We start from the raw sequence: 25,219 nt of genomic DNA on the forward strand, positions 1-25,219 counted from the left end.
TGCGAATTGCCCCTTTGCAAATCGCGCTGCGGCCCTTCGGGTTCGTCCTTTAAAGAATCCCCTCCGCTACCTTGTGGCGGCACGGGTCGATGGGACGTTAGGGTACACGCTTCGACGAGTACACGGCTACCGGTGCGCGCCGATCTAGCGTCGTGCCAGTGCGGCCAGTTCCCTGCGCGAAAGCGCAGGGTTCTCGGCTGGAACCGGAGCGCGCCGCGCTTCGCCGAGCGCCTTGAGCAACATCCCCAGCTTTTCCGGTCGCGTAGTCGTGACCCGGTGGTCCCAGGCGTGCGCGCCCAGCGCTTCCACCTTGCGCGCGATCCCGCCATAGATGTTGGTCGCGGACAGTACCGCCCAGCGTTGGCGAAAGGCGAGGCGGGCAGCGCCGACGCGGGCCGATGCCTCGTAGCCGCGAGCGAGCTTGCAGGCCCGTGCAACCATCGGCACGAGGGCATGACGGTAGTGCGGCTTGGTGACTTCTCCGGGCGGAATGTCGGCCTCGGCCAGCCATTCGACCGGCAGGTAGCAGCGCCCGGCGGCATCGTCTTCCCAGACATCGCGCACGATATTGGCGAGCTGAAAGGCAATTCCCAGGTCGCAGGCGCGATCCAGCGTGTCGTCGTCATCGGGAGCGACGCCCATGACGGCGGCCATCAGCACCCCGACGGCGCCCGCAACGTGATAGCAGTAGCGCAGCATGTCGGCTTCGCTGCGCGGCCGCCATTCGGCTGCGTCGAGCGCAAAGCCGGCGATGACATCCTCGATCATCGTGCGGGTGAGGGGCACTTCGCGCAGGAGCTGGGCCAGCGCGTCGAAAGGCATGCTGCCGGTTTCCTCCCCGGCGATGGCCAGTTCGGTCAGGGTCCGGATCGTCGCCAGCCGCGCATCGGGATCGAGCCGGGAGGCGCCGGCGACAGTCGCGTGACCGTGGTCCTGATTATCGGCAATGTCGTCGCAGGCGCGGCACCAGGCGTAGAGCAGCCAGACGCGTTCGCGCGTGGTGCGGTCGAACAGGCGGCTGGCGGCCGCAAAGCTTTTCGAGCCCTTGCGGATCGACTTGCGCGCCGCCGCGACGAGTTCGCTGCGCGTGGCGGTCATGCCGGGATGGCGGCGGCGTTGTCGGTCGGAGCGCAGGTCACAGCGTATCCGGGTGCATCTTGGTGATGGGCGTGATCGGCTCATGCGCGTGCATGCGTTCCAGCAGCAGGTCGAGCTCGCTCTCGGCCATGATGATGCCCTGATGCGCGGGCCGCACGAAGCCGACTTCGGCCATGTGGCGGTTGAAGGCGAGCAAGCCGTCGTAGAAACCGAAGGCATTGAGCACGCCGACCGGCTTGCCATGATAGCCGAGCTGGGCCCAGCTCACCGCTTCCCACAACTCGTCCATGGTGCCTACGCCGCCGGGCAGGACGAGGAAGCCGTCGGACAGGCGGGTGAAGGCCGCCTTGCGTTCGTGCATGGTGGAAACCACCTGCAGCTCGGTGCAGTCGTAGTTCGCGACTTCGCCGCTGACGAGCGCCTCGGGGATCACGCCGATGACTTCGCCGCCCGCCGCCAGCGCGGAAGAGGCAAGCGCGCCCATCAGGCCGAGCCGCCCGCCGCCATAGACGACGCCGATGCCGCGGCGGGCAAGGTCCTCGCCGACGCTGTGGGCGAGGGCGAGATAGCGCGGATCGGAGGGGGAAGCGGAGCCGCAGTAAACGGCAAGGCGTTGCATGTCAGTCGTTGCTCTTCAGCTTGATCGCGGTGTTGTCCGGCATGTCGCGGGTCTGCCATGCCACTTGTCCGGCGAAGGAGATCAACTCGGCCAGCGGCATCACGGTCAGGTTCTCGACGTCGTAGTCTCCGGCCAGCAGCGCATCGGGCGTGAGGGTATAGACTTCCTCGGCTTCCGGCGGCCCCAGACGTTCCTGCGCTGCCTGCACCAGTTTCTCTGCCTGCCAGACCAGCGAGACTTCGGGATCGGCCAGGTACTGGCGCGCCTGTTCCTCGCCGCCCAGACAGATCAGTTCGCGGGTTTCCGGGTCGAGGTAGTGGATCGTGCCCGAGGTGTCGGACAACAGCAGGTGCCCCATGCGGCTGACGGCGATGATCTCGGCGAAATCGACGCCGGTCCATCCCCAGTCTCCGCGCAGGGCGTTCATCACGCGATTCATCGCAGGTCCTCGATCATCAGCTTGGCCGTCGCCTTGGCAGAGCCGACGACGCCGGGAATGCCCGCACCGGGATGGGTTCCGGCGCCGACGAGATAGAAGTTCTTGAGCTGGTCGTCGCGGTTGTGGCCGCGGAACCACGCGCTCTGGGTCAGGATCGGCTCAAGGCTGAAGGCGCTGCCGTGGAACGCGGAAAGGTCTGTTTCGAAGTTCTTGGGCGCATAATGGAACTTGGTGACGATGCGGTCGTCGATGTCCGGGATCAGGCGGCGGCCGACTTCGTCGAGGATGCGGCGTTCGAGGATCGGGCCCACTTCGTCCCAGTCGATCGGCAGCTTGCCCATGTGCGCGACCGGCACCAGCGCGTAGAACGTGCTCTTGCCCGCGGGCGCCATCGAGGGATCGGTGACGGTCGGGTGGTGCAGGTAGATCGAGAAATCGCGCGGCAGCACGCCGTGTTCGTAGATGTCGGCGAGGAGTTCGCGGTAGCGCGGTCCGAACAGAATCGTGTGGTGCGGAATGCCTGGCCATGTCCCCTCGAGCCCGAAATGGACGACGAACAGGCTGGGCGAGAAGCGCTTCGTAGACAGCTTCTTTGCCATGGTCTTGCCGCGCATGGAATCGGACAGCAACTCGCGGTAGGTGTGCATGATGTCGCCGTTCGAGGCGACCGCGTCGAAGTGTTCCTTCCAGCCGCTTTCGGTGATGACTTCAGTGGCCTGGTCACCGACGGTCAGGACCTGCACGACCTTGTCGCCCAGTCGCACCTTGCCGCCCAGCCGCTCGAAAAGTCGCGTCATGCCCTGGGCCAGCTTGTTGGTGCCGCCCCGCGTCCACCAGACGCCGCCGTCCTTCTCCAGCTTGTGGATCAGGGCGTAGATCGCCGAGGTGGTCATGGGGTTGCCACCGACGAGCAGGGTGTGGAACGAAAGCGCCTGACGCAGGTGTTCGTCCTTCACGTAGGCCGAAACCATCGAATAGACCGAACGCCACGCCTGGTAGCGGGCCAGCGCGGGGGCGGCCTTGATCATGCTGGAGAAGTCGAGGAATGCCTCGTGCCCCAGCCTGACGTAGCCTTCCTGGTAGACGCCTGCGGCGTAGCGCAGGAATTCCTCGTAGCCGCTCAGGTCATGGGGCGAGACGCGGGCGATCTCGCGGCGCAGGGCCACTTCGTCGTTCGAATAGTCGAACACCGTCCCGTCGGTCCAGTTGAGGCGGTAGAAGGGCATCACCGGCATCAGCTCGACGTCGTCGGCCATGTCGCTGCCCGACAGCGCCCACAGTTCGCGCAGGCAGTCGGGGTCGGTCACGACCGTCGGGCCGGCATCGAACGTGAAGCCTTCGCGTTCCCAGACGTAGGCGCGGCCGCCTACCTTGTCGCGGCCTTCGACCAGTGTCGTCTCGATCCCCGCGCTCTGCAGGCGAACGGCAAGGGCCAGGCCGCCGAACCCGGCGCCGATAACGCAGGCTTTCTTCATGCTTGCGCTCCATCACGGGGGGAAAGGTCGGCCAGCGGGCGTCCGGCACCGGCAAGGCTGGCGATCGCCGCGCCGATGGGAACCGGCGGCTTGCCGGCCAGTATGCGGATCATGTCCGCGGGCGTGGAGCGCCCGGCGTAGAAGCGCTCGACCAGGCTTTCGGGCAGGCCGTAGAAGCGCTCCAGCATTCGCCAGCGCTCATGCGGCCGCGCCGCGCCGAAAAGCATGCGTGTCAACATCCGGTAGAAGCGTCCTTTGCGCCAGTGCTGTGCTGCCCATGCATGACTGACCCTTCCTAGGCGCAGGCCGGAGAGATTGTCGAGTGTCGTAAGATACATGGCGAAGTCTACAGCATCGGGAACGGAATACGAAGTGAGCGGGTGGACAAGGGCGGCACGGGCGCCGGCGCGGGCGATGTCCGGTGCCGATCCGCTTTCGTTTTCGCGCCAGAACGCCTCGAAATTCCCCTTTGCGATCACCGGCAGAACACCGGTTTCCTCGTAAGCGACAGCGGCCGTTTCCCAGCCTTGGGATGCCGCATAGTCGGCAATGCGGCCGCGGAGCAAGGGCAGGTCTAGGTTCGGCGTGTCGGAATAGTAGGTATCCTCGACGAAGACCTCGGTATCGGAGAAGGGCAGGCAATAGACGAAACGATAGCCGTCGAACTGCTCCACCCGCGCGTCCATCACGATCGGCCGGTCAAGCCCGTGCGGATGGCGCAGGCGCAGGCGCTGACCCATGAATTTCTGCCAGCCGCCGGCGAGGTGCGCCATGCCCGAGGCACCGCGCGCGTCGATCACCGCGCCTGCGGCAATCGTGCGGCCGTCCTGCATTTCCACGATTTCGGGGCCCGCGGCGCGTACGGGTGTGCCGGTCAGGATCGCCTCGGGCGGCAGCGCTGCACGCACCGCTGCGTCCAGCTTCGCACTGGTAATGCTGTTGTACCCCGTGCCGAGATTGCGCGAGCGGTTCGGGAAATGGACCGAATACCCTTGCCAGCTGGCGGCGATCAGCGGTTCCACCAGCAAATCGTGCGCCGGGGCTATGTCACTGGAAAAGAACGACCATACGTGCGCGCCGCCCAGCCTTTCGCCCTGTTCGATCAGGATCACGCGCAAGTCCGGGCGCTTTTCGGCCATGGCCATGGCGATCAGGCCCCCGGCCAGGCCCCCGCCGAGAATCGCCAGATCGCAGTCGGTCGGATGGCTGGAGCTTTGCTGCATCGCTGGCACGTTTAGGCACAGCGTGTCTTTTCCGCAACTTGGCATGAATGCTGCTTTGCGTCATGTTCAGCATGATGGACGACGAACTGAACGTCTGCGAAGCGACGCCGGCCGACGCCGCGGGCATAGCAGAGATCTATGCGCACTATGTGCTGGAAAGCACTGCGACCTTCGAAACCGACCCTCCCGACGAGGTCGAGATCGCGCGTCGTCTCTCAGAGATCGTCGATGCCGGCTATCCGGTGCTAGTCAGTCGCGATGCGGCCGGGCGCGTACTGGGTGTCGGTTACGCCCACCGCTACGGGCCGCGCGTCGGCTATCGCTACAGTGTGGAGACCACCATCTTCGTGCGCCCTGACAGTCTGGGCCGCGGCGTCGGCGGGCGGATGCTGAGCGCGCTTGTCGAGGAATGCGAAAGGCGCGGCTTCAGGCAAGCCTTCGCGGTTATCGCCGAGAGTGAACCGGCTTCGGTTGTCCTTCATGCCCGGGCGGGCTATCGGCCGGTGGGAACACTGGCGGGTGCCGGCTGGAAGCACGGGCAGTGGCTCGATGTCTTCGTGATGCAGCGACAGCTTGGCGAGGGGGCGGACAGCCTTCCCGGTGAGATCCCGCCAGAGTAACATCGGTTTCGGATGCATGATCGACGCCCGGATGAAACATCGGGCGTAACTATGCGTTGCGAAAGCGAAATTGGAGGGAAACCCATGAGTATTTCGCGAAGCCTCGCGCTTCTGGCCACCGCCGCCGTTCTGCCTGCGACGCCTGCCTTCGCCGATGAGGCGCAGGACCGGGATGCCATGACGCGCGACCGTATCACGGTGGGCGTCGGCGCCATCTACGGGCCGAGCTACGATGGTTCGGACGACTATGTCGTCTCGCCAATCCCGATCGTGCAGGGGCGCGTGAAGGGCATCACCATCTCGCCGCGTCCGGCGGGCCTTGCGCTCGACCTCATTCCCGATGCGCCCGATGCCAGGATCGGCTTCGCGCTCGGCCCGGTGGCAACGATCTCGCGCAACCGCGTCAACCAGATCAAGGACCCGGTCGTGCGTGCGGCAGGCAAGCTCGATACAGCGGTTGAACTGGGGGCCAGCGGGGGCGTTTCGGCCTATCGCCTGCTCAATCCCTATGACTCGCTGAGCCTGAGCGCCGACGTGAAGTGGGATGTGGCAGGCGCCTATGGCGGCATGACCTGGGCACCTTCGATCACCTACATGACGCCGGTCAGCAAGGCGGCGCTGGTGACGCTGGCGCTCAGCGCCAAGCACATCGACGACGATTATGCCGACTATTACTATTCGGTCAGCCCGACCCAGTCCGATGCCAGCGGCCTGCCGCAGTTCCAGGCCAAGGGCGGCTGGGAAAGCGTGAGCGCGACGATGCTGGTCGGTTATGACCTGTCCGGCGACTTGCGCGATGGCGGCTTCGCGCTGTTCTCGATCGCCAGCTACTCGCGCATGGTCAACGATTCGAAGGATACGCCCTATACCTCGCTGCGCGGCGATGCCGACCAGTGGCTCTTGGGTCTGGGCGTCGCCTACAGTTTCTGATGCTCAGCCGGCAAGGGCGTCGCTGATCCGGCGGCGCAGGTCCGGCAGGACCTGATCCTCGAACCAGGGGTGCATCGCCATCCACAGCCGGCTGCGCCAGGCCGGGTGGGGCAAGGGGAACACGCCGGTCGGGGCGTCATGCCACCGGCGCACCGCTTCGGTCATGTTGGGCGCGAAGCCGCGCGGCAGATAGAGCTTCTGCGCGTACTGGCCGACGAGCAGCATGATGCGCACCTGCGGCAATCGGGCCAGCAGGCGGGCATGCCATAGCGGCGCGCACTCCGGACGCGGGGGCTTGTCGCCGCCGCTGGCCTTGCCCGGATAACAGAAGCCGGAAGGCATGTGCGCGACCCATGCCGGGTCGTAGAAGACCTCGCGCGTCATCCCCGTCCAGTCGCGCAGGCGGTCGCCGCTCTCGTCGTCCCATGGCCGGCCGCTGGCGTGGACCTTGCTGCCCGGTGCCTGCCCGATCACCACGATGCGCGCGCTTTCCCCGGCTTGCACCACCGGGCGCGGTTCGTGGTTCAGGGCCTTTTCGCAGACGCGACAGGCGGCGATTTCGGACAGGAGATCTGTGAGCGCTTGCGACATTTCCCACAGGGATGGGACGAGTTGCGCAGCGGCGCAATATTTTTCCCGGTCGATTTGCGGTACCCGGTCTTAACCAATGCGGCGTAGGACTCGCCGTCTGGACACGTCAGGAAGAAAGGGAGCGGCATGACGGTCACGGTCATCCTGAGCGCCCGACCCAGCCTCCCCGCGGGCGAGTTGCGCACGCAGCTCATGCGGGCCGCGCCCCGGTTCGGCTGGACCTGCGGCGATCACGACGACGGCAGCGCCCATTGCTCGACCGCCTTCGGACGCGAAGTCCTGCTGATCGGCCGCAGCGCCGGAGAAGTCGTGATCGTGCCGCTGCGCCTGCTCGGCGATGAGCCGATTCCCGGCGCCCCGCGACAGGGCTGTGCCATCATGATCGGAACGCCGACGAGCGAGGATCAGGCGCTGTGCGAGCGAATCGTCTGCGCAGTGGCCCTGGCCCTTGTCGAGACCGAGGCCGATACCGCCGTCGCCCGCTTCGGTGAAGGCATGCCCTGGCTCGACGCCGAAGGAATCGCGCGGCTCGACCGGAAGGTACATGAAGGACAGGCAATCGCCGTGGCGGCCACAGCCCTTGCCATGCCGTGCCGGCCTCCGTCCTCCGGTGACGCGCTTGCTGCTGCGGGCAGAGCGGACCTTGCCGATCTTCCCTATGACGATTTGCTGCCCTATCAGCGTTCGGAACGGCTCGGGTTCGACATCATCGGGCTGGCCGAGATCGAGGCGGGGATCGCCGAGGCGATGTCGGGCGATCCGTCCGAGCACCTGGCGCGCCTGCTCGACCAGTCGCTGCCGCCCCCGTTCTTCCGCGAATTGCCCCGGCGTGACCGCCTGCCGACGATTGTCCCGCTCTTCGCTGCGCAGGGTCTGGATATCGACTGGGACGTGCTGGCCGAGGGCGTCGCCTCGATCGACGACGAGGGCGCGTGGCAGGTCCTTCCGGAAGGCCCGGATCGCGGCCGGATCGCCGGTCGTGGCTGTACGATATCGGTGTCGCACACATCGGTGCCGCTGCCTGCATGGATGGTGGAGCGTGCGCTCTATCGCAGTTTCTGGTGCGAGCCGGGCGAGGGGCTGCGAACCTTGCGCCGCCATGCCGGCCATGGCGTCATCGCCTGCGACCTCGACACCGAGATCGGCGAATTCGTCGACATCCGGCAGAGCGCCAAGGTCATGGCGATGGTGCTGGCTGTCGTCGCGCAAGGGGCATTGGCGCAGGATGCCTTTTGCGGCGTCTATCTGCCGGCTCATTCGTGCGCCTACACCTTCGGTGACCTGCCGACTCTCGTCAGCCCGCTGGCAAGCGACGAAGTGCCGATTCGCCTGTTCCTCTGGACCGCCTTTCATTCGACCGAGCCGGATGCCGTGTCCCTCTCGACGGCGGGAATGCTGCCTTTTGTCGGTCGTGAAGTGGAAGCATGGAACGCGCCGGGAACGCTCGATTTCGTCGCCGGAAAGCTGAACGAGGTCATGCGCTACCTGCTGCTCGAGGGGCCGGTGATCCGCCACGGCGATACTTTTGGCGACGATGCGGGCGACCTGTCGGTGCGGATCTGGCACGATGAAAGCGGGGAGCCTTCGCGCCAGAATCCGGTGCCGGTGCTGTTGATGGAACTGGCAGGCCCACCGGTCTCGGATGCGCCCCATCCCGACGCCGTACCCGGCACATGGCCCGCCACAGCCCTCCACAGTCGCCAGCCACCCATCGGCTTCGCCGCGCCGCGCCGGGTGCCCGGCGGTTTCGGTCGCAAGGGCCTTTGAAGCCCCTCCGCTGGCGGCGGTTTCGGCCTCGTCGGTTACGCGTCCCGGGGCCAGCCGGAACAGGCCAAGTCATTGATGCCTTTACTGTGCCCCGGTCGAGGTCCATCGTGCTGGCGGGATCGGCTTTTGGGATGGAGGATTTGAATGACCGATCTATCGCTTGCGCCGGCATGGACTGCGCTGTTCCTGGGGCTGTTCGCGCTTTTCGCCGGAATCGGTGAGCTGCGGCAGGCCGGCCACTGGCAGAAGATGCTCGAGGAAATCGGCGCTTCGCCCGCACTCCAGCTGATCGCGGCGCTGCTGGAACTGTTCCTCGGCGCGGCCATCTACATCGTCAATCCCTGGGCTTCGGCGGACTGGCTGTCCGGTGCGATGAGCGTGCTGGGCGGGCTGATGATCATCGAGGCCCTTGTCGTGCTGGCGTTCTCGGATGTCTACATGGCCTTCTGGCTGCGGCGGTTCGGGCCGCTGTCCAAACTGTGGGCCTGGCTCTCGATCCTCATTGGCGTCGCGGCAATCGCTGTGGCGATTCCACACTTCTGAGCCGGACTAGCCGCGTTCGCGCATGAGCGAGGACGAGTAGGGCGCGACCAGTTCCCTTGCCCGGTCCCAGCTGCCGTTGAGCCACAGGTCGAGGGCGGCCGGGTCGGGTGGCAGGATCACCGGCATCGAATCGCGCCCTGCGAAACGCAGCGCTGCATTGGGCTCGCAGGTGAGCAGCGCAAAGCCGGGAATCTCGCTGTCCTTCCAAACAGCTCCCATCGCGAAGATCGGCTGATCCTCCAGGGCGAACCAGCACTGGCGGCGCTTGCCTTCGCGGTCACGCGTGCTGCCCCATTCCATGAATGCGGTGCAGGGAACGACGCAGCGAAATTCGCTGTTCCCGAGATTGCCGATCCAGAACGGGCTTTCCGGATTGCGCACCGACAGGATGCCGTAGCGCGGGGCGTCGTGGACCGAAGGCGGGGGCGGTACGCCCCACAGGCGCGGCACCATGCGGCGTGGCTGCCTGCCCGAAGGGCGCGGCCCGGCGATCGTTTCCCGCCCGGCGGTGATGACCGGCGCGAACTGGCCGGGCGCTACATGGCCGCCCGCCCAGGGGTCGTCGTTCGCGCGGGCGCCGAACTGGCGCGCAACCGCCTGGGCAGGCGCGTCGAGACGATAAAGCATGGGCATCGGTCGATCGGTCCCTAGACGGGCGCACCGCACCCGTCTATTGTCCAACTACCCCCGGGGAGCCAGCAAGGCTGAGAGTTGTGGGTATGCTCCACAAGACCCGTTGAACCTGAACCCGTTAGCACGGGCGGAGGGAGTGGACAGCCGCATCGGCACATCCGCGACCTATCCGCTTACTGGAGAGAAGCGTTTATGGCCGACATCAATTCCAAACTGGAAATCGGCGTAACCACCGGGCCCATCCGCGGCTCGAAGAAGATCTACGTCCCGGCTCAGTCGAACCCTTCGGTCAGGGTCGCCATGCGCGAGATATACCTCGAACCGTCGAGCGGCGAGCCACCGGTGCGTGTTTACGACACGTCCGGTCCCTACACCGATCCCGATGCGGTGATCGACATTGCCGCCGGTCTTCCCGCCCTTCGCCGCGAATGGCAGCTCGCCCGCGGCGACGTGGAGGAATACGAACCGCGCGAAGTGAAGCCGGAAGACAACGGCCAGCTCGGTCCTGACCGTTCGGGCGGCGTGCCCCCGTTCCCGACCGCGCTGCGCAGGCCGCTGCGCGCCAAGGCCGGCAAGAACCTCTCGCAGATGCACTACGCCCGCCAGGGCATCATCACGCCCGAGATGGAATACGTCGCCGAGCGCGAGAACCTGGGCCGGGCGCGCCTTGCCGAGTACAACCGCTCTGGCGAGAGCTTCGGTGCCTCGATCCCCGACTACGTGACGCCCGAATTCGTGCGTGACGAAGTGGCGCGCGGCCGTGCGATCATCCCTTCGAACGTCAACCACCCGGAAAGCGAGCCGATGGCGATCGGCCGCAACTTCCTCGTCAAGATCAACGCCAACATCGGCAATTCGGCGGTGGCTTCGGACGTTGCCAGCGAAGTCGACAAGATGGTCTGGTCGATCCGCTGGGGCGCGGACACCGTGATGGATCTCTCCACGGGCCGCAACATCCACGACACGCGCGAATGGATCATCCGCAACAGCCCGGTTCCGATCGGCACCGTGCCGATCTACCAGGCGCTGGAAAAGGTCGGCGGCATTGCCGAGGAACTGACCTGGGAGATCTTCCGCGACACGCTGATCGAACAGGCCGAGCAGGGCGTCGACTACTTCACCATCCACGCCGGCGTGCGCCTGCCCTATATCCCGTTGGCGGCCAAGCGCATGACCGGCATCGTCAGCCGCGGCGGTTCGATCATGGCCAAGTGGTGCCTTGCCCACCACAAGGAGTCGTTCCTTTACGAGAACTTCGACGAGATCACAGAGATCATGAAGGCCTACGACATTGCCTACTCGCTGGGTGATGGCCTGCGTCCCGGCTCGATCTACGACGCCAACGACGAGGCGCAGTTCGCCGAGCTCTATACGCTGGGCGAACTGACCAAGAAGGCCTGGGAGCAGGACGTTCAGGTCATGATCGAGGGCCCCGGCCACGTGCCGATGCACAAGATCAAGGAGAACATGGAAAAGCAGCTGGAAAGCTGCGGCGAAGCTCCGTTCTACACGCTCGGGCCGCTCACCACCGACATCGCGCCGGGCTACGACCACATCACCAGCGGCATCGGTGCCGCCCAGATCGGCTGGTACGGCACGGCAATGCTCTGCTATGTCACGCCCAAGGAGCACCTCGGCCTGCCTGACCGCGATGACGTGAAGGTCGGTGTTGTCACCTACAAGCTGGCGGCCCACGCGGCCGACCTCGCCAAGGGCCATCCGGCCGCGCAAGTGCGCGACGATGCCCTGTCGAAGGCCCGTTTCGAGTTCCGCTGGCGCGACCAGTTCAACCTCAGTCTCGATCCGGACACGGCAGAGCAGTACCACGACCAGACGCTGCCGGCCGAAGGCGCGAAGACCGCCCACTTCTGCTCGATGTGCGGCCCGAAGTTCTGCTCGATGAAGATCAGCCAGGAAGTGCGCGACTTCGCCGCCAAGCAGAACCAGCCGAGTACCGGCTTCCTCGCGGCCGACGAAGCGGAAAAGGGCATGGAAGAGATGTCCAAGGTCTACAGGGAAAAGGGCAACGAACTGTACCTGCCCGCCGAAGGGGCCGCCGACCCGGCGGAGTAATCGGCCCGGACAGCGTCCCGTCCGTGCTGCCGGCAGCGCGATCTGGAGATGGCCAAGTCATGAAACAAGGGGCATGGGCGCGCAGTCCGTGCCCCTTTTTCGATGCCTGCATCCCGGCGGAAGCGTATTTGCGCCCAGCTCTAGAGTTCTGGGAAGACTCCGGAGAGCAGCTGCTCGACCGTCCACTGCAGGTCGCGGCTGAGATAGACGAAGCCCTTGAGGTTCTTGAACGCGCCGGCAACCCGCTGCGCCGGCACTTCCACCCGGCGTGCAAAACTGAGGCGGGCTTCGGATACGGGTTTGGCGCCGATCGGGCTGGGATCGTAGCCGCGCTGCGCCATCGTCTCGCCGCAGATCGTTTCAACCAGCCGGATCTCGTATTTCGAAAGACCCGATTTCCAGCGGTCGATGCTGTCGGCCGACACCGGGGTCTTGAGGCGCTTTAGGTTGCGCTGGTCGGTGTCGTAGCTGCTGTCCTTGCGGTGGAATTCCAGCTGCTGCGCTTCGAAGTCCTCGCCGAGAAAGTCCATGAGTCGGCGAAGTTCGGTTTCGGGATCGCGGACGAGAGCCTCGTAGCTGACCCGGATGCGCCGGTGCGGCGGTAGCTTGCGTTCGACTGCGTCGAGCGCCTGCGAATGGCGTACCCAGGCCTTGGCGAAGGGCAGCACGTGATTGCCGTGGAACCGTGCCTGCTTCCAAGACATGGCGACCGCCCGCGGATCGCGCTCGATCATGATGACCTGGGCCTTGGGCCAGGTGGAGAGCACTTCGTCGTGCAGCATCGTGTGCTGCGGCGTCTTTTCCCCCCAGCGCGGTTTGCCGGCCGTCCTGGCTGCCCATTCCATGACGGCATGGGCGACCGCGCCGAAGCCCGGTCCGGTGACGTGCCTGGCAACGTCTTCCGGCGTTGGGCGGGGGCTCCAGTCCCGCACGACGCCGAGGCGCACGATGTCCGAAACGAGGCGCTTCTGACGCGCGGGATCGGACAGGTCGCCATAACTTTCCAGCCTCGGCAGCCACTGGTTGAACAGGTGGGATTCGAAGGGGATGGAAATGCGCGAATGGGCGTCGATCAACCGGCTGAGAAGGGATGTACCCGAGCGTGGGGCGCCGAAAATGAGGATCGGTGCTTCGGAATTGATGGCCTTCCTCCCTTGCCGCATGGATGATGCGGGAAATTATCAGGTTCGCGGGAAAGTTCGGCTGTTTCAACGGTGTGGCCGGATTAATCCCTTGGGGTGCGTCCCGGTCGGGGACAGGCGGACCGGCCGGGGCGGGGCCGAAATGGCATGGACGGTATGCGGCCGGCTCTTGACCGGAGGATATACAGTGCCCAGCTTCGCGCGATGAACCGGCCCGATGTGTTTCACGCCCATATCTACTTCGATCCTGCCGAACTGGAGCAGGCCCAGGCGCTTGCCGAGCGCGTCCGCGCGCGTTTCGGCGTCAGGGTCGGACGCTTCCACCTGCGTCCGGTTGGGCCGCATCCGCGCGGCAGTTGCCAGTTGACCGTTCCGGGAGAGATATTCGGCGACTTCACCACTTGGGCCGCCGTCAACCGCGGTGCGCTGACCATATTCGGTCATGCCGAAACCGGCAACGATCTGATAGATCACACCGGCCACGTGATCTGGTTCGGCCCGTCCGAGGAACTGAACCTTTCGCAGTTCAGGTAAGGCAGGCGAATCCTTCGGGACCGTCTGCGCGCAATGGCATGCAGCCTACGGCTGCGGCCGAATTCCGGGCTTGGCCATGCAACATGGGTGGCAAAAAGACGCGGATAGGCAGCGCGCGGCAAATTGCGCCCGCCGCGCAAACCGTTATGCATCGCAGCGGGCCGCAAAGGGATGTCATGAACCAGTTTGCCAATTCCGCCGCCGAACTTGCCGTGCGCACGCGCCGCGCCGCCTTCAATCATGCGATCGAGAATGGCGACCTGGCCGCCATTTCGCCCATCCTCGGGCGGGACTGCGTGATGGTGACAGGATCGGACAGCGCCGTGGTCTCCGGCCGCAATGCCCAGCTCAAGGTCTGGAAGCGCGAATTCGCCAGTCCGGCCCGGGCGATCTACACGCGCACGCCTGATCGGGTGGTCGTTTCCGCCGTCGAGCCGATCGCACTGGAGTACGGGCGCTGGCAAGGCGTGGAGGACCGTTCCGGCAAGTCGTTGGGCAGCGGCAACTACACCGCAAAATGGCGCGAGGTCCTGGGCGAGTGGGTTATCGTGGCGGAGATCTACGTTACCCTCGCCTGATGCCGCGGACAGAGCCGCTTAACTTCGACAGCTAACGACCGTTTTTATCTTCAGGACGGCAGCTCTGCAGGGCTGCTGTGCCAGGTTGAAGATCGCGAAAACAGGTACGGCAATGCTCAGCAAGATGAACGCTTCGGTCCCACTCGCCCAGTGCTGGTACTTGCGCAAACACGTACCGGCAGGTCGCAAGCATCGCGAGGAAGACGGGGTTCTTCACTGTACCTGCCGCTATTGCCAGCGGCCGATCAAGTCGCGCGGTGGCAAGACCTGGGATCTTGCCGATGGCTTCGACCTCGATGCCCTTGCCGAGGCTGGCCGCAACCGCCACTTCAGCGTCGTCGACGTCATCGATGACATGGTGATCGCCCGCTATCCCATCGATCGTGACGCCAGCGACGAGGAGGTCGCGGGTCTCCTGGCGGATATCTGCGAGAAGCATGAAGTCGAGGAAGCAGCAGGCACAATCGAGGTGCGGCTCGTGCAAGGGCAGGGCGGTACGCGCCGGCTGCACTGACCTTCGTCCTCCATGCCGGGGGGCACCGATCATCCCGCTGCCAATAGAAAGGGCGCCGATCCCGAAGGATGGCGCCCTTTTTCGTGCTTGTGGTGCAGGCCTTGCGGCCGGCCGTAAGGCCTTACTTGAACTTGGCGAGAGCCTGGTCGGCGTCGGTGACCTTGAAGTTCACGTTGCGGTAGTTGTAGGTGCCGGTCACGCGGTCGCCCGAAACGTAAAGACGGAACGGCACGCCGCCCGAAGCGGTGCCCTTGATCACGGTGACGTCGCCCTTCTGCTCGGCGGTGTAGGCGTAGTCGACGCCTTCGTGCGAGAAGTTGCGGGCATCTTCGGCGTGAGCGGCAGCCGGAACGGCGAGGAGAACGGCAGCGGCAGTGAAAACAGTCTTGAACATGGCAAAGTCCTTATTCGTCGGAGTGCAGGAGTTTGCCTCGGGCACCCTTGTGTTCTGTTGCATTGCAGCATGTCGAGGCGGTTTCAGGTTGGCAAATTCGATTGCTGCAGCCGTAGTTGCACTATTTGCAATTACCCGAAAAGAGGCTGAAAAGCAGCGATCATTCGCAGATCGCCGAAGATCGAGGCGCTTTACGAGTCGGCCAAAATGTTCGCCAGGCGAGTAAATGAATGCTGCGGGTGCGAACGTTCTGCGTCGAATCAGTCGTGCTGCAGGCGCTTGCTAGACCGCGACGGTCAGCGTAGGCGCGGGTCATGGTCGGTTCACTTGCCCCGTTCGTCGCCCGCCGGGCTTTCCTTCTCGCATCGTTGCTTCTCGCCGGATGCCAGTCGGGAGCTTCCAACGTTCCGGGCGACAGCAACGATCACAAGCCATGGAGCGGTATTGGCAAGGACGAAGTCGTCCATTTCCTCGGGACGGAACCGTTTTGGGGCGGCCATGCCGAAGGAACTCTCCTGACCTATACGACGCCGGAAAATCCGGAAGGCGAAACGATCACGGTTTCGCGCTTTGCCGGTCGCGGCGGTCTTTCGTTCAGCGGCAATCTGTCCGGCGGCGAAATGACGCTCGCCATCACACCGGGCGAATGCAGCGACGGCATGTCCGACGCTGCCTATCCCTATGGCGTGACCTTGCGCATAGGCAATGAAGTCCGTCAGGGCTGCGCCTGGACCAAGGGTAATCCCAGGACAGGCGGTGAGCAGGGTTAGAGCCCCTCGCTCGCGCGCGGCATGGGGATTGCCGAAACGCTGGCTGCGCGAACGGCAGCGGCGACGGCTGCTTCGGCCTTGGTGTCTACCTTGAGTTCGCGCACGGCGGCGCGCACCGGCTCGATGACGCGTGCTCCTGCGATGTCGGCCAGGGTCGGGCTGTCCTGCGGTGCCGGTTCATCGGCGTAGGAGACGGCATCGCGGTAATCCGCAGCCGGATCGCGGGTATATGAGGCATATTGCAGGAAATCGGCGCCGGGGCCTTCGAGCCAGTCGCGATCGTCATTCATCGAATCGGGGATCGGCGGGTAATAGGAAACGGCCCAGCGCGGCGTGGTGTCGGACGGGGGGCTGAGGTCCTGTGGCCCCGGCTCGACGTAGTATGTCGCTGCGGACGGGTTGAAGCGCACGCCGTAGCGTTCGCGCCAGTCAGGGCCGAAGGCCGGCTTCATCGTCGTGGGGATCGAGGCGCCTGCCAGCGTTCCCAAGGTGACGGCGCCGAACAGGGCGCCAAGGATCTGTGTCGTACCAGGCAACTCGCTGACTCCGGATGCCCCCTCGGAATGCCATAACGCGCCATTGCCCGGAGCGTTCCGGCGCAATGGCCTGCGCGCTTAGCCTGCCAGCGATTTCTCCAGCGTCACTTCGCAATTGAGCAGTTTGGAGATCGGGCAGTTGGCCTTGGCATCGTCGGCGATCCTGGCGAAGTCCTCCTCGCTGATGCCGGGGATCGTCGCGGTCAGCGAGAGTGCGGACTTGGTCACCTTGAATCCGGCATCTTCCTTGTCGAGCGTGACCACGCAGTCGGTCTCCAGCGTGCCGTCGCTGTGGCCTGCCGATGCCAGCGCGAAACTCGTCGCCATGGTGAAGCAGGCGGCATGGGCGGCGGCGATGAGTTCTTCGGGATTGGTACCCGGCTGGCCTTCGAAACGGGTGCCGAATCCATAAGGCTGGTCGCTCAGGACCCCGGAACGGGTGCTGATGGCGCCCATGCCGTTCTTGCCGAAGCCTTCGTAGCGCGCGGATGCGGAGTTGGTGGTCATAGCCGGACCTTTCGTTCGGGTGGAAAGTACGGGCACGTAACGTTGACAAACCTGTGGATGTTCCCGTGCAAAATCCCGAAAACGGCCACTGCAATGCATTGCGCGACGCAGCATCGCCCCGCAACGGCGCTCCGGCTTGCAAAGCCCGATGGAGGCGGGCGGGTGACCGGCTGCAAGGGCGCTCTTGCCTGCAAGCCCAGAGAATCGAGCCATAACCGGCACAAGATCGGCGGCGTTGCTGCGGTCGGCGGGGCTTGCGTCAGGACAGTAACGGCGTCTCCCAGCGTCAATCCGGTGCTTTGCAGTGCAAAAACGCGGTTGGACTGGCCTTAATACCATTGGGGACTTTGGAATTGCCTATTGCAATGGTATGTGCATCTTTACCAATAAGGCAGGCCGCTTAGGACGGCATTGCCGGGGAAGAGGATGTTGTCTTGAAGCAATTCTTGACGGATCGGCAAAAAGGCTTCGCTCCAGGCGCTGGCGTTCGGGCCATCGTGTCCGGCTTGGCGCCTGAGGGAGCGAGCCTGCTACGATGACAGGCACCATTTCTACCAGCGACATATCGGTTCCCCGAGCAGACGATCTGGTCCTGCTCTCGACAAGGCCATTTTGCGCACCTGCCGGATTGCAGACCGGCAGGCAGCGGTCGGCCCTTGCGTCGGGGGCGGGGCGGATCGTCGATCGGGCAGTCCAGCGCGCGCATAGCGGCGGAGTACCGGGAGTCCAGATGCATAGGTCGGATACAAGCAGGTAACGCTGGTTCGATCGAAAACCCGCAGAGCCATTCGGGTCGCGCCGTAGGCCGAAGGAACGGGGAGAAGCGCAAGGCGTGGCAGGAAACTGCCGCGCCTTGTTGCGCTAGCGCAAAGTTTTCCGGCGCCTGTTCCGATACCGGTGTTGAAATCGGGATGGGCCGGACATGGCGGTCTTCAGCCGATCAGGGGGGTGGCGATGGCATTCGTGACGATGATGGAAAGCGGGCAGGGACATGGCAGCCCAGCGGTTGCAGGCAAGGGGGCGCATGGTCTTGGCCTGACTGTGGCGAAGTCGCGGGGCAGCCGCTTTGGCGCGCAGCGCAAGTGCCCGCATCTTGGGTTCGGGGTCTGTCGCGGCAATTTTGAGCACGGCAAGCTCACTTGCGAATTGCACCGCGCCTGATCGCGGTGCTTGCCGTCAGACGTAACCCCGCCCCATCTTGAAGGGCTGCCGTGGTTCGGTGAAGATCGAGCCTGCCGTCATCCGTGTGCCGCGCAGAACGAGGACGACCGTGTCACCGGCCTCGATCCGCGTATCCTCGGCGGGGTGGACGTAGCTCTGCCCATTGGGGCGGTCGATCTGCACAAGGAAGAACGCGCCGCAGGCCCGGCGTTCGGCTTCTCCGACCGTTGCCCCTGCCAGCGCCGACTTTTCCGGCACCGTTACCGCTTCGATCTCCAGCCCGAATTCATGCAGGCCGCGCTTGAGGTCGCGCACCTGTGGGGCTTCGCCCAGGAACCGCGAAGTCGTGGGGTAGACGATCATCTCGGCGATCCGCTCGGCCCCGATGTGGGTGGGCAGCACCACCTTGTTGGCCCCGGCGTGGATCAGTTTGCCTTCGGTCGTGGGATATTCGCCGCGCGCGATGATCTCCAGCCGCGGGTTGAGGTTGCGGGCCGAAAGGGTGATGAACACGTTGAGGGCATCGTCGGGCAGTACGGTCGCCAGCACCCGGGCGCGCTCGATCCCGGCGGTCTTGAGCGAGGCTTCATCGGTGGCGTCGGCTTTGAGCGTCAGGTGGCCGGCCGCTTCGGCCTCGGCGATCTTGGCCGGATTGCGGTCGACGACGATGAACGGGGTTCGCGCGCGTTGCAGCTCGATGGCAAGCTGCTTGCCGATGCGGCCGTAACCGCAGACGATGGCGTGGTTCGTGAGGCGGTCGATCTGGCTTTGCATGCGGTCGATCCCGAGAATGTTGCGTATCTGGTAATGCGCGAAGACCTGGACGAGGGCGCCGGTCAGCACGATCATGCCGGTACAGCCCAGCACGATCGTCGCGATATCGAGCGCGCGCAGCCAGCCGGTGTCGATCGGGTGGACTTCGCCGTATCCGACCGAGAAGATCGTGAGGATGACCATGTAGGCGGCGTCGCCGAAGCTCCATCCGGACGCGACGAAGCCCGCGGTGGCAAGCACGAAGACGGCGAGCACGAAGATCGCCGCGCGAACGAGGTTCTGAAGCGGCGAACCGAGCACGCGGCGAGCGGCTTCGTCGATGCTGTCATACTCGCCTGCCATGCGGCCAGACCCCCGATATTCCCCGGATGGGAGACTGCGCGAGCGGGCCGGACTTGTCCAGCGCCCGTCAGCTGCGCGGCGACCAGTCGGGCGGGGCCAGTTCGAAACCGGAGAACTCGAACCCGGGGGCGACCACGCAGCTTACCAGTGTCCATCCGCCGATCGGGGCCGCGGCCTGCCAGTGTCCCGGTGGCACCAGCACCTGCGGGGCTTCGCCTGACAGGACATCCCCGCCCAGCACGGTCAGGCTGACCGGACCGGCTTGATCGGTCGCGATCTCCAGCGTCAGCGGGGCTCCGGCATGCCACAGCCACAGTTCGGCGGCATCGACGCGGTGCCAGTGCGAGCGCTGGCCGGGCTCGAGCAGGAAATGGATGGCAGTGGCGCAGGCGCGCGTCCCGGGCGCGGCGTCGGCGCGCCAGGTCTCGCGGTACCATCCGCCCTCGGGGTGCGGCTCGAGGCCGAGGCGTGCGATGATCTGCCCTGCGGCGCTACCGGCGTCACTCATCTGTCGTGCTCCCCTCGATCAGGCCCGCGCGGAGGCAAGGATCATGGCGGCGCCCTTTTCGGCAATCATCATCGTGGGCGCATTGGTGTTGCCCGATGTGATCGTGGGCATGACCGATGCATCGATCACCCGCAGGCGATCAAGTCCGATTACGCGCAACCCGGCATCGACGACCGAGCCCATCGCCGCCGTACCGACCGGGTGGAAGATGGTCGTGCCGATGTCGCCTGCCGCGCGCTGCAGGTCTTCCTCGCTCTGATAGGCGGCGCCGGGGCGCACTTCCTGCGGGTCGTAGCGGGCGAGGGCGGGCTGGGCGACGATGCTGCGGGTCACGCGGATGGCCTGGGCTGCCACGCGGCGGTCTTCCTCGGCGGAGAGGTAGTTGGGGCGGATGTCCGGCGCCTGAGCTGGACCGGCGCTGGCGATGCGCGTAGTGCCGCGGCTCTCCGGTCGCAGGTTGCATACGCTGGCGGTGAAGGCGGGGAAGGGGTCCAGCGCGCCGCCGAAGGCTTCGAGGCTGAGCGGCTGGACGTGATATTCCAGGTTGGCCGTGGCATAGCGGGCGTCGCTTCTCGTGAAGACGCCCAACTGGCTGGGAGCCATTGCCATGGGCCCGGTGCGGCGCAGGACATATTCCAGCCCGATCAGCGCCTTGCCGAACAGGTTGGCGGCGCGCTGGTTGAGCGTGGCCACGCCCGAGACTTTCCAGGCGCAGCGCAGTTGCAGGTGGTCCTGCAGGTTGCCGCCCACTTCCGGGCGGTTCACGAGCGGGGCGATGCCCAGCGACGACAGGTGAGCCGCGTCGCCGATTCCGCTGCGTTCGAGAATCGCGGGTGAGCCGATTGCACCCGCCGCCAGCAAGACTTCGCCGCATGCCCTGGCGGTGCGCTGCTCGCCGCCGACGCAATAGGCAATGCCGACCGCGCGCCCGTCCTCGACGATCACCTTGTCGACGAGAGCGCCGGTCTCTATCTTCAGGTTCGCGCGTGAGCGGACCGGGCGCAGGAAGGCATCGGCGGCGCTCCAGCGCCATCCCTTGCGCTGGGTGACCTGAAAGAAGCTTGTCCCTTCATTGTCGCCCCGGTTGAAGTCGTCCACGGCAGCGATCCCGTATTCGCTGCAGGCCTGCCGGAACGCCTCGAGGATTTCCCAGCGCAGGCGTTGCTTCTCCACGCGGATTTCCCCGCCGCTGCCGTGAAAGCCGCTCGAACCTTCGAAGTGGTCTTCGGCCTGCTTGAAGTAGGGCAGTACGTCGTCCCAGCCCCAGCCGGGGTTTCCGGCCTGTCGCCAGCCGTCATAGTCGGCCGCCTGCCCGCGCATGTAGATCATGCCGTTGATCGAGGAGCAGCCGCCCAGCACACGCCCGCGCGGGTATTTCAGCGCGCGCCCGTTCAGGCCCGCCTCCGCCTGCGTCGACATGCACCAGTCGGTTCGCGGATTGCCGATACAGTAGAGGTAGCCCACCGGCACGCGGATCCAGATGTAGTCGTCCTTGCCGCCTGCCTCGAGCAGGAGGACCCGGTTTCCCGGGTCTGCGCTCAGGCGATTGGCAAGCACGCAACCGGCGCTGCCGCCGCCGACGATGATGTAGTCGAACTCTCCCATGACAATGCAGTTAAGCCGCCCGATCGCCGCAATCTACCAGCAAAGTGAGTAGGCACCGCCAATTCGGTCGATGCAGGCCGGCCCGATGCTGTCGGAATTCTTTACGCCGTGCGAAAACTAACAGTATGCGGTCGATGTTAAGCATGAAGCCCGCGCATTTCTTCGACTTTCGGTTTTGTTAACACTTTAGCAATGGGTTGTACCTAATCCTTCAGCCATCAGGGGGATGGCGGCTCTGTCGCCATTTTTGACAGAAGCCGCCGGCGCTCGGGGGCGAAGCTTGGTCGGGGGGGATCGCGACCGGTAAGGTCGCGTTCGGCATCCGCCTCCGCCGGCGGCTTCTTCGTCAACCGTTTACAGACATCGGGACTGCAATTTCCGCCGGGGCCTTGTGCTTTGCGGCGCGATCGCGTCTGTTCGGCGCATTCGTCGGTCGAATGAGGGAAGCCATGCGATACAAAGCCTTGCGCACAAGCCTGCTCCTTGCACTGGCCCTGTCGCCCGTCGTTGCCATGGCCGCGCCCGATCCGCGGCAGGTCGCGCTTTCGGCCCTGCGCGAAGCCCCGGTGTGGGACGGGCACAACGACGTGCCCGAGCAGTTGCGTGAAAGGCGCAAGGACATCCTTGGCGGTTTCGACTTTACCGACACGAGCGCTACCGTCGATCCCGAGCGCAAACTGCAGGCAATGCAGACCGACATTACCCGCCTGCGCAAGGGACATGTCGGCGCGCAGTTCTGGTCGGTCTACGTTTCGGCCAGGCTGGACGACCAGCATGCCGTGCAGGCGACGCTGGAGCAGATCGACGTCGCCAGGCGCCTGATCGCCGCCTATCCCAAGGATCTGATGTTCGCGACAAGCAGCGCCGACGTCGCGCGGGCGATGAAGGCGGGCAAGGTGGCCTCGTTGCTGGGGATGGAGGGCGGCCATTCGATCGGCGGATCGCTGGGCGTATTGCGGCAGATGTATGCGCTGGGCGCGCGCTACATGACGCTCACCCATTTCAGGAACACCGCCTGGGCCGACAGCGCCACCGACAAGCCCGAGCATGACGGCCTTACCGACTTCGGCCGTGATGTCGTGCGTGAGATGCAGCGTATCGGAATGCTCGTCGATCTCAGCCACGTGAGCGAGGCGACGATGCGCGATGCGCTCGAAGTGGCGCGCGCGCCGGTGATGTTCAGCCATTCCAACGCGCGGGCGATCAATGGCCATACCCGCAATGTCCCGGAGGGCGTTCTCGGACTGCTGGCGAAGAACGGCGGGATCGTCATGGTCAATGTGTTCCCGACTTACGTGGTCGAGCCCACCCGTCAGTGGCTGGCGGCGCAGGCAGGCGAGAAGGCGCGTCAGGAATCCCTGCATCCGGGCGATCCTGCGGGCGCGGAGGCGGCTCTGAAGGCATGGGAACAGCAAAACCCGATGCCGCACGGTTCATTGAACGACGTTGCCGACCACATCGTGCATATCGTCAGGGTCGCCGGGATCGACTATGTCGGGCTGGGCGGCGATTTCGACGGAGTCGACGTCACGGTCGAGGGGATGGAAGACGTCTCGACCTATCCCGCGCTGTTCACCGAACTGGCGCGGCGGGGCCTGTCGAAAGCGGAACTGGAAAAAATTGCCAGCGGCAACATGATGCGGGTGATGAAGGAAGCCGAAGCTTACGCGTCAGCCCACCGCGACGATCCGGCCATCGAATCGCCGACGACGTTCTGATTGCGCCTGCGATCCGGCGGGCGAGGCCTCGTCCGCCGGACGCGTGCCGGACTTATCCGCCCAGCGCGTGCTGTTCGGCCGTAACCGGCCAGCCCTGATCGGGGCGTTCGGATACGGCGCGGGTGATCCAGATCGCCGACATGGCCAGGATTGCCAGGGCCAGGCTGGCAAGCAGCACGTAGCGCACGATATGGGGCGTGGAACCGCCCCGCGCTTCCTCGGTGTCCAGATGAACTTCATCGCCAATGCGTTGCATAGTCGCTCTCTCCCGCAGGCCCGGCGACTGTCTGGCGCCGCTTATGGATATCGGGCCTACTACTGGAATGTAGGCCTGCAGGCCTGTTCCCGCAAGGCGCGAATCGGGCGGGTCCCGGGGCGGGGCGTCTATCGCAGGTTCAGCAATTCCAGCGTGCGATCGTCGCGGCGGCCCTGGCAGAAGGCGTCGAGCGCATGGGCGAAGCATTCGCCGCCGCCGGCTGCTTCGAACAGGGTCATGCAACTGCAGAATTTCATCGCGTCGACTTCGCCAAGAATCGAAGTCGCGCTGCGCTTTCCGGCCCACGTCAGCATCGCTTCGGTGCAGGTGGCGAGCCGCGGGCCGAGAATCTCGTGCGCCAGATAGGCGCGGGCCTCTGTAATCCCGGATATGGCGTAGAGCCGGGCGGTCTGGCTGGTGCCCAAACCGTCGATCTGGGGGAAGATGAACCACATCCAGTGGCTCAACTTGGTGCCGTTCTGCAATTCACTGAGCGCCTGGGCATAGAAGGCCCGCTGGGCATCGACGAAGCGTTCAAGGTCGGCCACGCACATCTCCCCATCATGGCTCCGCCGCTTGTACGGGGCGCGGGAGCCGGGGGCATGATACTGAATCGGGACCGATCTGTCGCGGGCGATGTCAGCTCATGCTGTCGCCCTGTACGGAGGCTGCTGCCGTTGCGCTGCTGTTGCCTTCGGGATTGTCGTCGGTCAGCGCGCCGGTAATCCAGATCGCCGAGAGTGCGACGATCGCCAGGGCCAGGCTGATGAGCAGGACGTAGCGCACGATGTTCGGCGTATCGCCGGCGCGGGCTTCGTCCTTGTCGATATGAATTTCTTCGCCACGGGTTTCCACGGTGCGTCTCCTGTATCGGGTCGGGGCCTTTCCTGAGGCCCTTTCCCTAGGCAACGCACCATGGCGAACACCGTTCCGGCGCGATTGTCGCGCCGGGGGCGTGGATCAGTCGCGCAGCAGCTCGTTGATGCCGGTCTTCGAGCGGGTCTGGGCGTCGACGGTCTTGACGATCACGGCGCAGTAAAGCGACGGTCCGGGGGTGCCATCGGGCAGCGGCTTGCCGGGCAGCGAGCCGGGCACGACGACGGCGTAGGGCGGGACCTTGCCGATGTGGACTTCGCCGGTGGCACGGTCGATGATCTTGGTCGAGGCGCCCAGGAACACACCCATGGAGAGCACTGCGCCTTCGCCGACGATGACGCCTTCGGCCACTTCCGAACGCGCGCCGATGAAGGCGTTGTCCTCGATGATGACCGGGCCGGCCTGCAGCGGCTCGAGCACGCCGCCGATGCCGACGCCGCCCGAGATGTGGACGTTCTTGCCGATCTGGGCGCATGAACCGACGGTCGCCCAGGTGTCGACCATCGTGCCTTCACCGACGTAGGCGCCGATGTTGACGAAGCTCGGCATGAGCACGACGTTCTTCGAGATGTAGGTGCCGCGGCGGGCGACGGCGCCGGGGACGACGCGGAAGCCGGCTTCGCGGAACCTGGCTTCATCCCATCCGTCGAACTTTACCGGCACCTTGTCGAAGGCGGGCGAACCGGCGGCGCCACCGGGAACCGGGGCATTGTCGTTGAGGCGGAAGCTCAGGAGCACGGCCTTCTTCAGCCACTGGTTGACCTTCCAGCCGCCCTGGCCGTCGGGTTCTGCCACGCGGGCTGCGCCCGATTCGATCAGGCCGAGCGCTTCGTCGACGATCTTGCGAACGTCGTCGCTCTTGGGGGTGACGGTGTCGCGCGCTTCCCAGGCGGCTTCGATCGCGGATTCGAGTTCGGACATCGTGGTATTCTCCGGCAAGGGTACGTTCGAGGCGCGCCTAGAGCCTGCGCGCGCGCAGGACAAGTCGATTGA

At 65.2% G+C, this 25,219-nt stretch carries 29 protein-coding genes and 1 riboswitch; of the genes, 11 read left to right on the forward strand and 18 right to left on the reverse strand.

The genetic code is table 11. The features are described from left to right. Window positions 1–144 precede the first annotated feature (144 nt). From SPHV1_RS08585 to crtY, 5 genes are read right to left on the reverse strand one after another with little or no spacing between them, the layout of a single operon-like run. Complete coding sequence (locus SPHV1_RS08585) at window positions 145–1,098, reverse strand: phytoene/squalene synthase family protein (RefSeq protein ID WP_054945620.1); 954 nt, start codon at window positions 1,096–1,098, stop codon at window positions 145–147. Window positions 1,099–1,135: 37 nt separating this feature from the next. Next, a complete protein-coding gene (locus tag SPHV1_RS08590; RefSeq protein ID WP_054945621.1) occupies window positions 1,136–1,717 on the reverse strand; it encodes a TIGR00730 family Rossman fold protein in 582 nt (193 codons plus the stop codon). A 1-nt stretch (window position 1,718) separates the two neighbouring features. Further along, entirely contained in the window at window positions 1,719–2,144 is a 426-nt protein-coding gene (locus SPHV1_RS08595; RefSeq protein WP_231634591.1) for a T6SS immunity protein Tdi1 domain-containing protein, read from the reverse strand. Between the two features lie 8 nt (window positions 2,145–2,152). Continuing rightward, the gene (locus SPHV1_RS08600; protein ID WP_054945623.1) at window positions 2,153–3,631 is read right to left on the reverse strand and encodes a phytoene desaturase; all 1,479 of its coding nucleotides are present in this window, start codon (window positions 3,629–3,631) and stop codon (window positions 2,153–2,155) included. Beyond that, window positions 3,628–4,854, reverse strand: coding sequence for a lycopene beta-cyclase CrtY (gene crtY / locus SPHV1_RS08605; protein ID WP_054945624.1), 1,227 nt, complete (start codon window positions 4,852–4,854; stop codon window positions 3,628–3,630). Before crtY ends, SPHV1_RS08600 begins: the two co-directional genes overlap by 4 nt. Before the next feature lie 62 nt (window positions 4,855–4,916). Between crtY and SPHV1_RS08610 the strand changes: the two genes are divergently transcribed. Together SPHV1_RS08610 and SPHV1_RS08615 are read left to right on the forward strand one after the other, a co-directional pair. After that, the gene (locus SPHV1_RS08610; protein ID WP_231634592.1) at window positions 4,917–5,474 is read left to right on the forward strand and encodes a GNAT family N-acetyltransferase; all 558 of its coding nucleotides are present in this window, start codon (window positions 4,917–4,919) and stop codon (window positions 5,472–5,474) included. Window positions 5,475–5,558: 84 nt separating this feature from the next. Next, window positions 5,559–6,404, forward strand: a complete 846-nt coding sequence (locus SPHV1_RS08615; protein WP_054945625.1) for a MipA/OmpV family protein — start codon at window positions 5,559–5,561, stop codon at window positions 6,402–6,404. Between the two features lie 3 nt (window positions 6,405–6,407). Here the strand turns inward: SPHV1_RS08615 and SPHV1_RS08620 are convergent, their stop codons facing one another. After that, window positions 6,408–6,995 (reverse strand): uracil-DNA glycosylase family protein, encoded by a 588-nt coding sequence (locus SPHV1_RS08620; RefSeq protein ID WP_054945626.1) that lies wholly within the window; start codon window positions 6,993–6,995, stop codon window positions 6,408–6,410. A 126-nt stretch (window positions 6,996–7,121) separates the two neighbouring features. On the opposite strand from SPHV1_RS08620, the gene SPHV1_RS08625 reads away from it, so the two are divergent. Both SPHV1_RS08625 and SPHV1_RS08630 read left to right on the forward strand, forming a co-directional pair. Then, entirely contained in the window at window positions 7,122–8,762 is a 1,641-nt protein-coding gene (locus SPHV1_RS08625) for a DUF4261 domain-containing protein (protein ID WP_054945627.1), read from the forward strand. A gap of 144 nt (window positions 8,763–8,906) precedes the next feature. Continuing rightward, a complete protein-coding gene (locus SPHV1_RS08630; RefSeq protein WP_054945628.1) occupies window positions 8,907–9,305 on the forward strand; it encodes a hypothetical protein in 399 nt (132 codons plus the stop codon). Window positions 9,306–9,311: 6 nt separating this feature from the next. On the opposite strand, the gene SPHV1_RS08635 is transcribed toward SPHV1_RS08630, so the two are convergent. Next, entirely contained in the window at window positions 9,312–9,938 is a 627-nt protein-coding gene (locus tag SPHV1_RS08635) for an SOS response-associated peptidase family protein (RefSeq protein WP_231634593.1), read from the reverse strand. A gap of 45 nt (window positions 9,939–9,983) precedes the next feature. Then, window positions 9,984–10,091, forward strand: a riboswitch (TPP riboswitch). A gap of 39 nt (window positions 10,092–10,130) precedes the next feature. Here SPHV1_RS08635 and thiC point away from each other — a divergent pair. Next, entirely contained in the window at window positions 10,131–12,011 is a 1,881-nt protein-coding gene (thiC, locus tag SPHV1_RS08640) for a phosphomethylpyrimidine synthase ThiC (protein ID WP_054945629.1), read from the forward strand. 140 nt (window positions 12,012–12,151) lie between these two features. Here the strand turns inward: thiC and SPHV1_RS08645 are convergent, their stop codons facing one another. After that, entirely contained in the window at window positions 12,152–13,174 is a 1,023-nt protein-coding gene (locus SPHV1_RS08645) for a sulfotransferase (RefSeq protein WP_054945630.1), read from the reverse strand. A gap of 126 nt (window positions 13,175–13,300) precedes the next feature. On the opposite strand from SPHV1_RS08645, the gene SPHV1_RS08650 reads away from it, so the two are divergent. From SPHV1_RS08650 to SPHV1_RS08660, 3 genes are all read left to right on the forward strand, one after another. Beyond that, window positions 13,301–13,687, forward strand: coding sequence for a DOPA 4,5-dioxygenase family protein (locus tag SPHV1_RS08650; RefSeq protein WP_231634594.1), 387 nt, complete (start codon window positions 13,301–13,303; stop codon window positions 13,685–13,687). A gap of 176 nt (window positions 13,688–13,863) precedes the next feature. Then, window positions 13,864–14,265, forward strand: a complete 402-nt coding sequence (locus SPHV1_RS08655) for a DUF4440 domain-containing protein (RefSeq protein WP_054945727.1) — start codon at window positions 13,864–13,866, stop codon at window positions 14,263–14,265. Window positions 14,266–14,377: 112 nt separating this feature from the next. Then, window positions 14,378–14,779, forward strand: coding sequence for a hypothetical protein (locus SPHV1_RS08660; RefSeq protein ID WP_054945632.1), 402 nt, complete (start codon window positions 14,378–14,380; stop codon window positions 14,777–14,779). A 121-nt stretch (window positions 14,780–14,900) separates the two neighbouring features. On the opposite strand, the gene SPHV1_RS08665 is transcribed toward SPHV1_RS08660, so the two are convergent. Further along, window positions 14,901–15,173, reverse strand: coding sequence for a hypothetical protein (locus SPHV1_RS08665; protein WP_054945633.1), 273 nt, complete (start codon window positions 15,171–15,173; stop codon window positions 14,901–14,903). A 314-nt stretch (window positions 15,174–15,487) separates the two neighbouring features. On the opposite strand from SPHV1_RS08665, the gene SPHV1_RS08670 reads away from it, so the two are divergent. After that, on the forward strand, window positions 15,488–15,943 hold the full coding sequence (locus SPHV1_RS08670) for a COG3650 family protein (RefSeq protein ID WP_054945634.1): 456 nt from the start codon (window positions 15,488–15,490) through the stop codon (window positions 15,941–15,943). Here the strand turns inward: SPHV1_RS08670 and SPHV1_RS08675 are convergent. Together SPHV1_RS08675 and SPHV1_RS08680 are read right to left on the reverse strand one after the other, a co-directional pair. Continuing rightward, window positions 15,940–16,479: a hypothetical protein gene (locus tag SPHV1_RS08675; RefSeq protein WP_054945635.1), complete on the reverse strand. Its 540-nt coding sequence runs from the start codon at window positions 16,477–16,479 to the stop codon at window positions 15,940–15,942. The genes SPHV1_RS08670 and SPHV1_RS08675 overlap by 4 nt on opposite strands. 78 nt (window positions 16,480–16,557) lie before the next feature. Beyond that, on the reverse strand, window positions 16,558–16,986 hold the full coding sequence (locus SPHV1_RS08680) for an OsmC family protein (RefSeq protein ID WP_054945636.1): 429 nt from the start codon (window positions 16,984–16,986) through the stop codon (window positions 16,558–16,560). Between the two features lie 954 nt (window positions 16,987–17,940). Here SPHV1_RS08680 and SPHV1_RS08685 point away from each other — a divergent pair. Further along, on the forward strand, window positions 17,941–18,147 hold the full coding sequence (locus tag SPHV1_RS08685) for a Rieske 2Fe-2S domain-containing protein (RefSeq protein ID WP_054945637.1): 207 nt from the start codon (window positions 17,941–17,943) through the stop codon (window positions 18,145–18,147). Window positions 18,148–18,162: 15 nt separating this feature from the next. On the opposite strand, the gene SPHV1_RS08690 is transcribed toward SPHV1_RS08685, so the two are convergent. The 3 genes from SPHV1_RS08690 to SPHV1_RS08700 all read right to left on the reverse strand — a co-directional run bounded on the left by SPHV1_RS08690 (window position 18,163) and on the right by SPHV1_RS08700 (window position 21,376). After that, a complete protein-coding gene (locus SPHV1_RS08690) occupies window positions 18,163–19,263 on the reverse strand; it encodes a TrkA family potassium uptake protein (protein ID WP_054945638.1) in 1,101 nt (366 codons plus the stop codon). Between the two features lie 67 nt (window positions 19,264–19,330). Next, a complete protein-coding gene (locus SPHV1_RS08695; protein WP_054945639.1) occupies window positions 19,331–19,771 on the reverse strand; it encodes a cupin domain-containing protein in 441 nt (146 codons plus the stop codon). A gap of 18 nt (window positions 19,772–19,789) precedes the next feature. Continuing rightward, window positions 19,790–21,376, reverse strand: a complete 1,587-nt coding sequence (locus SPHV1_RS08700) for a GMC family oxidoreductase (protein ID WP_054945640.1) — start codon at window positions 21,374–21,376, stop codon at window positions 19,790–19,792. A gap of 449 nt (window positions 21,377–21,825) precedes the next feature. On the opposite strand from SPHV1_RS08700, the gene SPHV1_RS08705 reads away from it, so the two are divergent. After that, window positions 21,826–23,094 carry a dipeptidase gene (locus SPHV1_RS08705; RefSeq protein WP_054945728.1) on the forward strand — a complete coding sequence of 423 codons (1,269 nt, stop codon included), beginning with the start codon at window positions 21,826–21,828 and terminating at the stop codon, window positions 23,092–23,094. A 52-nt stretch (window positions 23,095–23,146) separates the two neighbouring features. On the opposite strand, the gene SPHV1_RS08710 is transcribed toward SPHV1_RS08705, so the two are convergent. The 4 genes from SPHV1_RS08710 to dapD form a co-directional block, all read right to left on the reverse strand. Further along, window positions 23,147–23,350, reverse strand: coding sequence for a hypothetical protein (locus SPHV1_RS08710; RefSeq protein WP_054945641.1), 204 nt, complete (start codon window positions 23,348–23,350; stop codon window positions 23,147–23,149). 128 nt (window positions 23,351–23,478) lie between these two features. Next, window positions 23,479–23,898: a DUF1810 domain-containing protein gene (locus SPHV1_RS08715; protein ID WP_054945729.1), complete on the reverse strand. Its 420-nt coding sequence runs from the start codon at window positions 23,896–23,898 to the stop codon at window positions 23,479–23,481. Between the two features lie 91 nt (window positions 23,899–23,989). Next, window positions 23,990–24,205: a hypothetical protein gene (locus SPHV1_RS08720; protein ID WP_054945642.1), complete on the reverse strand. Its 216-nt coding sequence runs from the start codon at window positions 24,203–24,205 to the stop codon at window positions 23,990–23,992. Between the two features lie 105 nt (window positions 24,206–24,310). Then, window positions 24,311–25,147 (reverse strand): 2,3,4,5-tetrahydropyridine-2,6-dicarboxylate N-succinyltransferase, encoded by an 837-nt coding sequence (gene dapD, locus SPHV1_RS08725; protein ID WP_054945643.1) that lies wholly within the window; start codon window positions 25,145–25,147, stop codon window positions 24,311–24,313. Window positions 25,148–25,219: the final 72 nt, after the last annotated feature.

Source organism: Novosphingobium sp. KN65.2 (genome assembly GCF_001368935.1).
Taxonomy (GTDB): Bacteria; Pseudomonadota; Alphaproteobacteria; order Sphingomonadales; family Sphingomonadaceae; genus Novosphingobium; species Novosphingobium mathurense.